The 14,428-nt window shown below is 71.5% G+C and carries 6 protein-coding genes; all 6 read right to left on the reverse strand.

Annotated elements, in window-relative coordinates:
* Positions 1 to 27: 27 nt before the first annotated feature.
* The 6 genes from KR546_RS09660 to KR546_RS09685 all read right to left on the reverse strand — a co-directional run bounded on the left by KR546_RS09660 (position 28) and on the right by KR546_RS09685 (position 14,357).
* Positions 28 to 1,158, reverse strand: a complete 1,131-nt coding sequence (locus KR546_RS09660) for a site-2 protease family protein (protein WP_238444502.1) — start codon at positions 1,156 to 1,158, stop codon at positions 28 to 30.
* Between the two features lie 18 nt (positions 1,159 to 1,176).
* Positions 1,177 to 3,864, reverse strand: coding sequence for a valine--tRNA ligase (locus KR546_RS09665; RefSeq protein WP_238444503.1), 2,688 nt, complete (start codon positions 3,862 to 3,864; stop codon positions 1,177 to 1,179).
* Positions 3,865 to 3,978: 114 nt separating this feature from the next.
* Positions 3,979 to 4,722: an FkbM family methyltransferase gene (locus KR546_RS09670; RefSeq protein ID WP_238444504.1), complete on the reverse strand. Its 744-nt coding sequence runs from the start codon at positions 4,720 to 4,722 to the stop codon at positions 3,979 to 3,981.
* Between the two features lie 53 nt (positions 4,723 to 4,775).
* A complete protein-coding gene (clpX, locus tag KR546_RS09675) occupies positions 4,776 to 6,050 on the reverse strand; it encodes an ATP-dependent Clp protease ATP-binding subunit ClpX (protein ID WP_238444505.1) in 1,275 nt (424 codons plus the stop codon).
* 402 nt (positions 6,051 to 6,452) lie between these two features.
* Positions 6,453 to 7,106, reverse strand: a complete 654-nt coding sequence (locus KR546_RS09680; protein ID WP_420804252.1) for an ATP-dependent Clp protease proteolytic subunit — start codon at positions 7,104 to 7,106, stop codon at positions 6,453 to 6,455.
* A gap of 141 nt (positions 7,107 to 7,247) precedes the next feature.
* Positions 7,248 to 14,357, reverse strand: coding sequence for an Ig-like domain-containing protein (locus tag KR546_RS09685; protein ID WP_238444506.1), 7,110 nt, complete (start codon positions 14,355 to 14,357; stop codon positions 7,248 to 7,250).
* Between the last annotated feature and the right edge of the window lie 71 nt (positions 14,358 to 14,428).

Below are 14,428 nucleotides of genomic sequence, written 5' to 3' on the forward strand. Positions count from 1 at the left end.
GGTCCGGCGGGTGGTGGTCGGGTGGGATCAGGCGTGGCGAGCCGCGCGGATGCGCTCGACCTCGCGGGTGACGGCGGGCGACACGGGACCTGTCGCCAGCACGTCGTCGGCAACGGACGGGTGGCCGTGGAGCAGGGCGACGATCGCGGTGATCCCGCGCGGGCGGGCCTCGTCGCGGGAGGCGCGACCGGCGTCCAGCACGCGCTGGACGGCCGGGCGGTTCGGGTGCGCGGCCAGGGCGTGGGCCACCAGGACCTCGTTGAAGGCGAGGTCGTGGCGGGGATCGGCGACCATCCGGTAGGCGTCGCGGGACCGTCCGGCCCGCAACCGGCTCGCCAGCGCCAGTGACCCGGCCATCGTGCGTGTCGCGGTGTCGGCGGTGTCCCGCTGGGCGGCCCGGCCGGCCAGGTCCGCGGCCTCGTCGTACTCGCCGGCCCCGAAGTGGTCCTGCGCCCGCTGGACCAGCGCGACCGTCGACGTGCCCGACCGACGCTCGCGCCCCGACAGCACCGACTGCAGGTTCGCGAAGCCGAACCACCCGGCCAGCAGCGCGGCGATGGTCAGCCCGGACAACAGGGCCCACACCATGCCGACCCCGGCCATCGCCACCGACACCACCTCGGCCACCCGGGTGCGGGTGTCGGGTCCGCCTGGCACGAGGTTGCGGAACAGCTGGCCGCCGTCGAGCGGGAGGATCGGCACCAGGTTCAGCACGCCCCAGAACAGCGACACCACGACCCACACGCTCAGCGCGAACTCGACCAGGTCTCCGCGGTACACGATGCCCACGCCCGGCACGAACGGCAGTGCGGCCAGCCCGGCGACGATCTGCAGGCCCGGTCCGGCGGCCGTGATGAACAGGCTCCAGCCGCGCGACCGCTCGCCCCGGTAGGTCGTCACGCCTCCCATGCCGGCCAGCTCGACACGCGGTTCGAACCCGGCCATCCGCGCGGCGATCGCGTGGCCGAGCTCGTGCAGCAGGACCGACGCCGCACCGACGACCAGCCACACCCCGATCAGCAGCGGGTCACCCAGCGTGATCCCCAGGAACCCCATCACCAGCAGGAAGCTGATGTGGATCGTCACCGGGATCGGGCCGAGCTGGAACGACAGCCCGCCCCGCCGGCCGGCGTTGATCGGGCCGAGGGGGTCAGGCATGTGCGAGGCCCAGGGTGGTCATAGCAGCTCGTCCAGCGCGTCGACCTGGCGGCGCAGCTCGGCGATGGACCGCTCCTGGCTGGCTTCCCGGTCACGCTCGGCCGCGACGACGTCGGCCGGGGCGCGGGCCACGAACTGCTCGTTGGCGAGCTTGGCCCGGCTGCGCTCGAGCAACCCACGGGCGGTGTCGAGCTCGCGCTCGAGCCGGGCCCGCTCGGCCGCGACGTCGATCAGCCCGGCCAGCTCGACCTGGGCCTCGCCGGCGCCGAACACGATCGTGGACGTGCCCGGTCGCTCGGTGATCTCCTCGACGAAGCTGATCGACTCGAGGCCCGCCAGGGCGGTCACCAGGTCGACGTGGTCCGACAGCAGGTCGGCGCGGGTCGAGGACACCACCAGGGGGAAGCGGCGGGACGGCGCGACGTCGTTGAGGGAACGGAACCGGCGCACCTCGGTCACCAGGTCCACGACCACGGCGAACTCGGCCTCGACGTCGGGATCGACGGTGGTCCGGGCCGACGGCCACTCCTGCACCATCAGCGAGTCACGGCCCCCGGTCGCCCCGGTCAGGTGGCGCCACAGCTCCTCGGTCACGAACGGGATGAGCGGGTGCCACAGCCGCAGCAGGTCGTCGAGCACCCGGGCCAGCACGGCGCGGGTGGTCGACTTGGCGTCCTCGTCGTCGCCGTAGAGCACGACCTTGGCGGCCTCGAGGTACCAGTCGGCCAGCTCGTCCCAGGTGAAGTGGTACAGCGCCGTCGACATGCGGGCCCAGTCCCACGGCCCGTAGGCGTCGTCGACGGCCGCGCGCGCGACCTCCAGGCGCGACAGGATCCACCGGTCGGCGAGACCCAGCTCGGCGTCGTCCGGCAGCTCACCGGGCGTGGTCCCGTCAAGGTTCAGCAGGGCGAAGCGGATCGTGTTGAACAGCTTGTTGAGGAAGCGCCGGGCGCCCTCGACCCAGTCGGGCGACAGGGGCACGTCGGTGCCCGGCGAGCAGTGCTGGAACAACGCGAGACGCAGGGCGTCCGCCCCATGCGACTCGATGAACTCCAACGGGTCGATCACGTTGCCGAACGACTTGGACATCTTCTTGCCCTGGCCGTCCCGCACCAGGCCGTGGTTCCAGATCGTGGTGAACGGCACGTCGTCCAGGAACCACAACCCGATCTGGAGCATCCGCGAGACCCAGAACGTGTTGATGTCGTAGCCGGTTTCGAGCACCGAGTTCGGGTACCAGGTCTGCAGTTCCGGCGTGACGTCACCGGGCTTCTCCCACCCGAAGACGGTGAACGGCCACAGCTGGCTGGAGAACCACGTGTCGAGCACGTCGTCGTCCTGGCGCAGGTCGGTCGAGCCACACTCTCGACACGCGTCGGGGGTGTCACGTGCGACGGTCACGTGGTCGTCGCCGCAGTACCACGCCGGGATGCGGTGGCCCCACCAGATCTGGCGCGACACGCACCAGTCGTGGAGGTTCTCGAGCCATTCGACGAAGAACTTCTGCAGCCGCGGTGGCAGGACCCGGGTGTCGCCGGCCTCCACGGCGGCCAGCGCCTTGTCGGCCAGCGGGCGCACCTCCAGGAACCACTGGTCACTCAGCAGCGGCTCGACCACGTCGCCGGTGCGTGAGCAGGTCCCGACCTGGTGGGTGTAGTCCTCGCGGTCGAGCAGCAGGCCGGATTCGTCCAGCGCCGTGACGACCGCCTCCCGGGCGTCGAAGCGATCCATGCCGGCGAACCGGCCGGCCTCCCCGTTCATGGTGGCATCGGGGTCGATCACCGAGATCGCAGGCAGGTCGTGGCGCTCGGCCATCGCGAAGTCGTTGGGGTCGTGCGCCGGCGTGATCTTGACCGCGCCCGAGCCGAACTCGGGGTCGACCCAGTCGTCGGCGATGACGGGGATCGTGCGATCGAGGAACGGGTGGCGCACGGTGCGGCCGACCACCGAGGCGTAGCGCTCGTCGTCGGGGTGCACGGCGATGGCGGTGTCCCCCAGCATCGTCTCGGGCCGGGTGGTCGCGACCGCGATCCCGGTGACGCCGTCCCGGCCGGGCTCCTGGTCGACCCAGGGGTAGACGAACCGGGTCAGCGTCCCGGCCGTCTCGACGTGGTCGACCTCGATGTCGGACAGGGCGGTCATGCACTGGGGACACCAGCTGATCAGGCGGTTGCCGCGATACAGCAGTCCCTGTTCGTGCAGGGTGACGAAGACCTCGGTCACGGCCCGTGACCGGGGCTCGTCGAACGTGAAGGCCTCGCGTTCCCAGTCGAGGCTGAAGCCGAGCCGGCGCAGCTGGTTGAGGATCTGCCCGCCGTACTCCTCCACCCACGCCCAGACCCGCTCGATGAAGGCGTCCCGGCCGAGGTCGTGGCGGGTCAGCCCCTCGGTGGCCAGCTCGCGCTCGACGACCGTCTGGGTGGAGATGCCGGCGTGGTCCATGCCCGGGACCCACACGGCGTTGTGCCCGGTCATCCGCGCGTGGCGGACCATCGCGTCCTCGGTGATGTAGAGCGCGTGGCCGACGTGCAGCGCGCCGGTCACGTTCGGCGGCGGCAGCACGATCGCGAACGGCTCGCCGGGGTCGTCGGGCTCGGCGTGGAACAGTCCCGACGACTCCCAGTCGGCGTAGAGCCGCTGCTCGACGCCCGCCGGGTCGTAGGCGGTCGGGAGGTCGTCGACGGGCGTGGGGCGAGTGTCGGTCATCACGTCAACCTGGGGTCGCTCGAGGTCGTCCGGGTGCCGTGCGCGGACCCTTCGGGCCCGGGACGACCCGGTCTCCGGGCATGGCTGGGGAGGGTATACGGAGGCGCTGTCGGCTCAGCCGGTCGGCACGAACACGTAGTTGTGCTCGTCCGGGAGTGGCTGGTCGACGACGACCAGGCCGTCGTCGCCGAACCGGTGCGGCACGTAGCCGTGGCCCGACAGGTCGGCGAACAGCCCCGCGGCGCTGGTGCCGGTGCGCCGCAGGAAGGGGTCGAAGACCTCCAGGATCAGGGTCGGCCGCTGTTCGTCCAGCAGCCGGGTGGCACCGGCCAGCACGTCGGGCTCGCCCCCCTCCACGTCGACCTTCACGACGTCGACGGCATCCAGTCCGTGGGTCGCGACCAGGTGGTCCAGCGTGGTCATGCCGACCGTGCGGGTCCGGGCCGGGAGCCGGGCCAGCAGCGTGCCGTCGTCGCCGCCCTCCCGGCCCGGGTCGGCGTGGCTGCGGGTCGGCACCAGGGGGACGCGCAGGGTCAGCTCACCGGTGTCCCGTCCCACCGCGCCGTGGACGACCGTGACCTGGTCCGCGCCCAGGATCCGTCGCCAGCCCCGCAGCAGCCGTGCCGACCCGGCCCGTGCCTCCACGGCCAGGACCCGCCCGGTGGAGCCGACCAGGTCGGCGGCGACGAAGGTGTGGGCGCCGCCGGCAGCGCCGACGTCGATGACCGTGTCGCCGGGGCCGACCAGCGACCGCAGGACGAACAGTTCCTTGTCGAGGAACGGGACCCGGTCGACGAACCGCCGGACCCGGGGCGAGGGAAGGTCACGACCGGGGTCGGCAGGGCGTGCTGGGACCACGTCACGACTCCGGCAGGACGGAGGCGGTCAGGCCGCCTCGAGGAGGTGGGTGCTCAGGCCGACTTCTCGGTCGGCGGCTCGACCTCGCGCAGGGGCGCGGCGTGCGGCACCAGGGTCGGGTTGGTCTTCTCGCGGACCGTCTTGGCGGTGATGACGCACCGCTTGACGTCCTGGCGCGACGGCAGCTCGTACATCGTCGACAGCAGGATCTCCTCGAGGATGGCCCGCAGTCCTCGGGCACCGGTCTGGCGCAGGATCGCGAGGTCGGCGATCTCGGACAGTGCCTCCTCCTCGAACTCCAGCTCGACGTCGTCGAAGTCGAAGAAGCGCTCGTACTGCTTGACCAGGGCGTTGCGCGGCACGGTCAGGATGTCGACCAGGGACTCACGGTCCAGCGGCTCGACGTAGGAGATGACCGGCAGGCGGCCGATGAACTCCGGGATCAGCCCGAACCGGTGGAGGTCCTCGGGCAGCACCTTGGCCAGCAGGTCGGCCAGGTCCTTGTCGTTGCGGTTGCGCACGTCGGCACCGAAGCCGACGCCGCGACGGCCCAGTCGCTGTTCGACGACCTCTTCCAGCCCGGCGAACGCGCCACCGCAGATGAACAGGATGTTCGCCGTGTCGATCTGGATGAATTCCTGGTGTGGGTGCTTGCGGCCACCCTGGGGTGGCACCGACGCGACCGTGCCCTCGAGGATCTTGAGCAGGGCCTGCTGGACGCCCTCGCCGGAGACGTCACGGGTGATCGACGGGTTGTCGGACTTGCGCGCGATCTTGTCGATCTCGTCGATGTAGATGATCCCGGTCTCGGCCTTCTTGATGTCGAAGTCGGCCGACTGGATCAGGCGCAGCAGGATGTTCTCGACGTCCTCGCCGACGTAGCCGGCCTCGGTCAGCGCCGTGGCGTCGGCGATCGCGAACGGCACGTTGAGCATCCGGGCCAGCGTCTGGGCCAGCAGGGTCTTGCCCGACCCGGTCGGTCCCAGCAGCATGATGTTGGACTTGGCGAGCTCGACGTCGTCCTTGCCGGTCTCGACCTGGATGCGCTTGTAGTGGTTGTAGACCGCGACGGCCAGGGTCTTCTTGGCGGCGTCCTGGCCCACGACGTACTCGTCGAGGAACGAGTAGATCTCCTTGGGGCGGGGAAGCTCGTCGAGGTCGAGGTCGACCGCCTCGGCGAGCTCCTCCTCGATGATCTCGTTGCACAGCTCGATGCACTCGTCACAGATGTAGACCGCCGGACCGGCGATCAACTTCTTCACCTGCTTCTGTGACTTGCCGCAGAACGAGCACTTGAGCAACTCGCCACCATCGGTGAACTTGGCCATTGGGTCCCACCTGCGTCAGACTCCCGCCGGCCAGCGTACTGAGAGGGACGCCGGGGAGGCGACGAGGTCGTGCATGCGCTGCGGACGGACGTGCGGGTCCAGCAGGGAGGACCGTTCGACACCTCATGCTCCGTCGGGCACGGATGCTCCCGCAGCGCATGGGACCGTCGCGGCACACAGCGCCGCGAGGGTCCCCCGTTCGGGTCGACCACGAGACCGACAGGCGCGGCGGAGGGGCGACCGGACCAGGCAGAAGTCCCCGACCAACGGGCGAACCCCGACGATCGCTGTTGGATCGTCGGGGTTCATGCGGTGCGGCCAGCGGCCGTCGACGTCAGGCCGCGGTCGCCGACCTGTGCACCCAGGCAGTTGGCGGTGCGGAGATCCGCACCGCATGCAGGATCACCGGTCGGCGAGGGCCTTGCGGGACTCCAGGACGCGGTCGGCGATGCCGTACTCGACGGCCTCGGGAGCGGTCAGGATGAAGTCGCGGTCGGTGTCCTTGTCGACCTTCTCGACCGTCTGGCCGGTCTTGTCGGCGAGGATCTCGTTGAGCTGGTCACGCATCCGCAGGATCTCGCGGGCCTGGATCTCGATGTCGCCCGCCTGGCCCTCGGCCCCACCGTGGGGCTGGTGCAGCAGCACCCGGGCCCGCGGCAGGACGAAGCGCTTGCCCTTGGTCCCGGCGGCCAGCAGCACCGCGGCGGCCGACGCGGCCTGGCCGAGGCAGATGGTGGCGACGTCGGGGCTGATGTACTCCATCGTGTCGAAGATGGCGAACAGCGCGGTGATGGACCCACCGGGCGAGTTGATGTAGATGTTGATGTCCTTGTCGGGGTCCTCCGACTCCAGGTGCAGCAACTGTGCCATGATGACGTTGGCGATCTCGTCGTTGACCGGCGTGCCCAGGAAGATGATGCGTTCCTGGAGCAGGCGCGAGTAGATGTCGAAGGCCCGCTCACCGCGGTTGGTCTGCTCGATGACCGTCGGCACGAGGTAGTTGTCGGGCGAAGTCACGATCGAGTGGGGGGCGAATCCGTACGGGGTGGTGGCCACGGCGATCCCTTGCTGGCGGACGGTGAGCTGCGTGGAGGATCACGTTACCCCCGGTGGCCCGTGTCCCGACCCGATGTGAGCGACGCGGGCGCACACAACCTGGACCGGTCGGCCGCGCGCGGCGGGCTGGTCGTGGGGCCGTCACGGCGTCGCGGTGATGACCAGCTCGTCGACGACCACCGACCCACGGTCGACGTCGTTCTTGTCGTCGAGGACGTCGGTGACGCGCACCTGGACGGTCCGGGCGGGCCCGGCCGGCAGGCTCGCCGTCAACACCTGCTCGGTCGAGCTGTCGACGGTCGCGAGCGGAGTCCACGTCGAGCCGTTCGTCGACCATGCGAACACCATGTTCTCGGTGCCGAGCCGGTGGGCCCGCGCGCGGAACTGCACACTGCTGCCCGCCGCCACCTGGAAGGTCCAGCGGTGGTCCAGCCGGGCCCTCCACGGACCCTGCGTGTACTCCTCGCGCAGCGTCTGGACGTCGCCGTCGTCGAAGTGGGTCGACACGATGGTGCCGCCCTGGACCGACCCGAGCACCGTGGTCTGGGCGGTGGCCCGTGCCTCGGCGGCCGCGACGTCGTCGTCGGCGATGACGGTCGTGGCGCTGCCGGGCGGCACGATCGTGTGGGTCGCGGAGACCACGAGCACGAGCTCGACGCTCTCGTCGCCCTCGACGTCGGTGTCCTGGAGCGGCGACACGGTGACGTCGACCTGCGCCTGGCCGTCCGCGAAGCTCGCGGTCCCCGGCAGGGCCACGTAGTCGTTGCCGGCGGTGGCCGTCCCGGCCACCGTGTAGCCCACCGTGAGCGGCCCAGTGGTGTCGCTGCGGGTCAGGCGGAACGTCCCGGTGCCCCCGCCCTCGTCGGCCTGGGCGTCGGGGGCGGTCAGGGCCACCTCCGGCACGGCGCCCAGTGGATTGGTGGTCCGGACCACGAGCTGGTCCACGCTCACGGTGTCGGCCCCGCTGTTGCCCGCGGTCCGGTTCGTGTCCACGACCCGGACCAGGATGGGGCCCGTGGTCGCCGGCGGCATGGCGCCGGTGTGGAGGCTCGGCGCGCCGGCGCTGGCCACCGTCAGGATCCGCTGCCACGAGTTGCCGCCGTCGCGCGACAGCTCGAACCCGAAGTCGTCGCCCTCCCCGTTGGCCGACCGCGACGCCACCACCTCGAGCGTCATGGCCTCACCGTTGACGACCTGCAACGCCCAGCGATGGTCGAGCCAGCTCGTGCGGGAGGCGCGAGGTCCACCTGAGTGCTGCTCGGTGAGGACCTCGCTGACGCCGTCGGCGACCACCGTCGCGGCGAAGCCGCCGGAAACGATCGCCCCGAGGATCGTGGTCTCGGACGCCGCGAACTGGTGGACCACGTCGTCGGCGACGGTCACCGTCACGGATGCCGTGGCGCACGCACCCTCGGCGTCGCAGACCCGGTAGGCGAAGCCGTCGGTGCCGCTGAAGCCACCGTCCGGCGTGTAGGCGATCGCGCCGCCGGTCACCACGGCGGCAACGCCGTTGCCCGGGGCGGTGGTGATGCTCACGGAGGCCACGTCCAGGGGCCCCTCGAGGTCGTCGTCGTTGGCGAGCACGTCGATGGTCACGGGCGTCCCGACCCGGGTGTCGGCGGTGTCGTCGCGCGCCATGGGCGGGTCGTTGACGGGTGTGACCGTGATCGTCACGGTCGCGGCGGCTGACGTCGCGACACCGTCCGACGCCGTGTAGGTGAACGTGTCGATCCCGTTGGCGTCCGGGGCCGGCGTGTAGGTGACCGTCCCGTCCGGCTGCAGCTGGGCGGTGCCGGACGACGGGGTGGACAGGTCGGTCACCGCCAAGGCGTCCAGGTCGGCGTCGACGTCGTTGACCAGCACGTCCACGACGACCGCGACGTCCTCGTCGGTGGTGGCCGAGTCATCGACCGCGACCGGGGGGTCGTTGACGGGCGTGACCGTGACGGTGACCGTGGCAGTGTCGGATCGCCCGGTGCCGTCGTCGATCGTGTAGGTGAACGCGTCCACGCCGTGGAAGTCCGGCAGCGGGGCGTAGGTCCCGGTGCCGTCGGGCTGCACGTCGACGTGGCCACCGCCACTCGGGTCGCCGACCGCGGTCACGGTCAACGAGTCACCGTCGACGTCGACGTCGTTGGCCAGCAGGTCGAGGTCGACCGTGACGTCCTCGTCGGTGGTGATGGCGTCGTCGACCGCGTCGGGGGCATCGGGGACCGGGGTCACGGTCAGGGTGACCGTCGCGAGGTCCGAGGCCGACGTGCCGTCCGAGGCCGTGTAGGTGAACGTGTCCACGCCGTGGAAGTCGGCTGCCGGGGTGTAGGTCACCGTGCCGTCCGCCTCCACAACCGCGGTGCCGTTCGGCGGCACCGACAGGTTCGTCACCGTCAGGGCGGCGCCGTCCGGGTCGGTGTCGTTGGCCAGCACGTCGACGGTGACCGCCACGTCCTCGTCGGTCGTGGCGGTGTCGTCGGCCGCCACCGGCGGGTCGTCGACCGGGGTGACGGTGACGGTGGCGGTGGCCGTGTCGGTGCCGCCGTTGCCGTCGTCGACCGTGGAGGTGAACGTGTCGACGCCAACGAACCCCGGAGCCGGTGTGTACTCCACCGTGCCGTCGGCGCCGACCGCGGCCGTGCCGTTGGTGGGCGGGGACACACTCGTCACCGTGAGCACGTCCCCGTCGACGTCGACGTCGTTGGCCAGCACGTCGATGTCGACGGCCACGCCCTCGTCGGTCGTCGCGGTGTCGTCGACGGCCACCGGCGGGTCGTTGACCGGGACAACCGTGATGCTGACCGTGGCGACGTTGGACGCCGACGTGCCGTCGTCGGCCGTGTAGGTGAACGCGTCCACGCCGTGGAAGTTCGCCGCCGGGGTGTAGGTCACCGTCCCGTCGGCCGCCACCACCGCGGTGCCGTGGGCCGGCGTCGACACGTTGGCCACCGTCAACGGGTCACCGTCGGCATCGGTGTCGTTGGCGAGGACGTCGATGCTGACGGCGACGTCCTCGTCGGTCGTCGCGATGTCGTCGGCGGCGACCGGGGCGGCGGGCACCGCCGGGGTGGCGCAGGCCACGCCGCTCCAGTCCGACGGGCTCGCGAACCCGGTGGCGCGCACGCGGTAGCAGTGCTCGACCTCGGCCGTCAGCCCCGTGTCGGTCCATTCGGTCGCGTCCACGCCCAGGGTCGCGGCGGGCGTGAACGGTCCGACCGGGCCCGCCGTGGAGCGCTCGACCTCGTAGCCGGTCTCGGTGGTGGCGACGTCGGTCCAGGCCAGGTCCACGGCCTGGTCTGCGCCGGTCGCGACCAGGTCGGTCGGCGTGGCGGGGGTCGGGTCGGTGCCGCAGGGGACGCCCAGCGTGTGCGTGTCGACCACCCCGTCGTCGACGGAGTGGAAGGTCACGGTCAGGCCGGAGTCGCACGCCTCGGCGAGCACCGCCCCGAACCCGTCGCGGTAGTACGCCTGGCTCTCGGGCAACAACGACGGCGCCGGATCGGCGATCGACGCCCCACCCAACCCCGACACCAGGTAGGTCAGGCCGTCGACCTGGAGCCGCTCGTAGACGTGGCGGTCCCCGGACACGACCAGGTCGGCTCCCCAGTCGGCGTAGGGCCACTGGGTGTCGGTGTCGTTGCCGTTGGACGAGTACGGCGGGTCGTGCACGACCACGACGTTCCACGGACTGGTCGACGCCGCGAGCCCAGCCTGCAACCAGTCGGCCTGGACCGAGTCGACGTCACGACCGTCGGGCTCGGAACTGTGCGGGTTGAGGACGAACACGTGCACCGGACCACGCACGACGTCGTAGTAGCGCTCGTTACCCGACGCCGCCGGTGCGACGTGGCCGCCGCCCGGCACGGTGTAGAAGTCCAGGTAGTCGGCCAACCCACCACCGGCTTCGATGTCCTCGTCCCCCAACGCCGGGAAGAAGGCGTTCAACGCCGCCCCGTCACCGTGCACCCCGCGGTAGTTGCCGATCCAGTCCGCGTAGAGCGGCCCAACGGTGGAGTCCTGGTCCCCCGGCCCGTAGTTGTTGTCCCCGACCGTGACCAGGAAGTCCGGCGCCTGCCCGTCCAGCATCGCCGCGACCTCGGCGGCGTCCGCCGACCCGTTGCCGTAGTCACCGAACAGCCCGAACGACACGGTCGACGGGCCGGTGTCGCCCGGCGCCACCACCTCCACCGGCGCCAGGTCCGAACCCACCAACTCCCCGTCGTCCACCGACAGTTGCAGCTGGTAGGTGCCGGACTGCGAGAACGTCGCGGTCGTGTCCAGGGCGTTCGGGTCGACGAACGTGACCGTGCCCGGCCCGGCCACCTTCGACCAGGTCGCGTCCAGCGGACCACCGGGCAGGCCATCGTCGGCCACGTGACCGGACAGGTCGGCCGTCTGGCCGAGGAACGTCGCGTCGGCGCTGGCGACGACGTCGGGTGCGGTGTTGGCCCCGGTCCCACCGCCGTCGAAGCGCACGTGCAGGGTGGGTGACAGGGCCGGGAACCCGTCGTGGGCCTCCGCGGTGCGCTTGCCGCTGCCGGTCACCACCAGCACCATCGCGTTGCCGGACTGCCAACCGGGCTGGTCCACCAGCTGCTGCACCACCGGCGACAGGTCCGGGGTGCGCTGGGCCGGACCACGCTCCCCGACGACGTTCCACGCCGGCGGGGTCCAGATCACCGTCTGGGCCAACGTCGGCCGCGAGGAGATGTCGAACGGCACGACCCCGAACGTCGACGGGTCGTCGGCGTCCTGGAACGCCAACCGCAGGGTCGTCGGGGTCGCGTCGGTCTCGTCGGCCTCGAACTGCACCCACGCCTCGGTCACGTCCGCGCCGGGCGGCACCACGATCCCGTCGAAACGCACCCCGACCGTCTGCACGCTGGCCTCCTGGACCATCTCCAGGTCCGAACTGCCCCGGTCCATCGTGCCGTCCGCGGCCTCCTCCGCATCGTCGGTGTCGGACGACACCTGGATCTCCAGGGGCGGATCCCAGTCCGCGGTGACCGTCACCGTCACCGTCGCCGGAGCCGACACGTCGAGGCCGTCGCTGGCCCGGTAGGTGAACGTGTCGACCCCCACGAACCCGGGATCGGGCGTGTAGGTCACCGTCTGGTCCGCGTTCACCACCGCGGTCCCGTCACCCGGCTGCACCAGCCCGGTCACGGTCAGGACCTGGCCCTCCGGGTCCGAGTCGTTGACCAGCACCCCGATCGTGCGCGCGACCCCGACCCCGGTCGTCACAGCGTCGTCGACCGCCACCGGCGGTGCGTTGACGGCCAGCACCGTCACCGTGACCGTGGCCGTGTCGCACTGCGGGTCCGGGTCGCACACCTGGTAGGGGAAGCTGTCCGTCCCCACGAATCCCGGATCCGGGGTGTAGGTCACCGTCTGGTCGGCATTGGCCACCGCCGTGCCGTCCGACGGTGCCCCGACGCCGCCCAGGCTGAGCGGGTCCCCACCCAGGTCGGCATCGTTGGCCAGCACGTCGATCGTCACCGCCTCGTCGACCACGGTGGTCGCGGCGTCGTCGGACGCGACCGGGGGCAGGTCCCCGACCGGGCCGGGGAAGCGCAACTCGTGCAGCCGCCCGTCGTTCTCGTCCGGGTCCGAGTCGTTGTCCACGCCCCGGTCGACCACGTACATCGACGTGCCGAGGCCGTCCGACGACGGCGCGAGCGTGATGCCCGCCGGCGTCCGGGCCCCGGCCGCCGAGATGTCGATGATCCGGATCAGCCCGCCGGCCAGGGTCAGCTCGTGGACCAGGTCGGTCCGTCGGTCGGCCACCAGCAGCGTGTCGTCGAACACGTTGTGGACGATCCCCTCCGGGTCCTGGATCCCGTGCCGGGCCAGGTCGAAACGGCTGATCGTGTCGTCGCCCGTCGACCCGCCACCGGTGAAGACCCCGTCGGGACCCGGCGAGATCCGCCACACCTCCGCATTCACCCCGTCGACCACGAACACCGTGTCCGACGCAGCGTGGTAGGCCACGTCCTCGGCGTCGATCGTCCCGAACCCGAAGCTGCCCATCGTCGCCGTGGTCACCGCGTCGTCGGTGGTCCCGAAGCGGCCGTCCGGACCGGGCCTGACCGTGTGCAGCTTGCCGGTGCTGCGATCGTCCGACACGAACAGTCGACCGTTGCCAAGGTCGTGCGACACCCCGGTGGGTTCGTTCGACCACGGCAACGTCACCCCGGTTCGCACCAGCGAACCTGCGCGGGTGGCCTGGAACAGGTTCGCCCCCTCGAAGATCGCCATCTCGTTGACCTCCGAGTCCGAGATCAGCAGGCGATCCAGGTCCGCCAACCACGTCACCCCCGCCGGGTCCGGACTGGGTGGGTCGTACGCCGACAGGTCCGTGGTGCGGACCAGCTCGGCGACGTCGTCGATCGCCGCAGCCTCCACCGCGGCGGCCAGCGACAGCTCCACCACCCCGCCCGACGTCTCCTCGGACCCCGCATCGACCACGTACAGGCTCGTGGCGTCGGCGTCGTCGGTCGAGTCCGCCGTCGGCGCGAAGGTCATCGCACCCGGGTCGACCAGCGACTCCGACTCGACCGTGCGCGACCCCACGACCTCGCCCTGGGCGTCCACGGCGACGACCGTGTCGGCCGACCAGTCCGCCACGTTGACCAGCCCGGTCGACGGGTCCACCGCCACCGCGTCCAACCCGTCACCCGCCCAGGCGTCGTCGAGCTCGACCTCCGTGACGTCGCCGTCCGACCCGACCCGGACCAGGCTCGACACCTCCGCATCCAGCACCACCACGTCGCCGCTCGCGGGGTCGGTCGCGATGGCGGTCGGGTCCCGGACCGGGATGTCCCGGGTCGTGACCATCCCGGCGTCGTCCTCGGAGGACACGCGGGCACGGTCGGTGGACACCAGGTCACCCGTGGCGTCGACGGTCGCGGTCGCCGGGTCGACATCGGTCCGCAGCACGTCCCGCACCTCGCCGCCGTCACGCGAGATGCCGACCAGGGCGGCGTCACCGGGCTCACCGACCCACAGCACGTCGGCCACAGGGTCCCACGCGATGCCGGTGGGACGGGTCACGCCCAGGTCACCCGTCGCGATCCGGTTCTCCTCGACCGCGCGACCGGGCGCGGCCCCCGCCCGCCCCGCCAGGCCGACGAACGACGCGGCGGCGAGCATCACCACCAGCAGCGCGGCGGGGACCCGGTGCCCGCGGCCCTGGTCCAGGCTCCCGGGTCCGGGTCGCGACGAGTCGTGCGGGATCGCCCCCAGCCGTCGGCCATCCATCGACGCACCCCCATGCCCCGTGGACGCCACCTCCGTGGCGTCGATGACCACGTGACCACGCCCCTGCCGGC

Source organism: Salsipaludibacter albus (genome assembly GCF_019798055.1).
In the GTDB taxonomy this organism is placed as follows: Bacteria; Actinomycetota; Nitriliruptoria; order Nitriliruptorales; family Nitriliruptoraceae; genus Salsipaludibacter; species Salsipaludibacter albus.

Coding starts and splice junctions, on each gene's coding strand:
- KR546_RS09660 (WP_238444502.1), bottom strand. CDS start 1,158: ATGCCTGACCCCCTCGGCCCGATCAACGCCGGCCGGCGGGGCGGGCTG.
- KR546_RS09685 (WP_238444506.1), bottom strand. CDS start 14,357: ATGGATGGCCGACGGCTGGGGGCGATCCCGCACGACTCGTCGCGACCC.
- KR546_RS09665 (WP_238444503.1), bottom strand. CDS start 3,864: ATGACCGACACTCGCCCCACGCCCGTCGACGACCTCCCGACCGCCTAC.
- clpX (WP_238444505.1), bottom strand. CDS start 6,050: ATGGCCAAGTTCACCGATGGTGGCGAGTTGCTCAAGTGCTCGTTCTGC.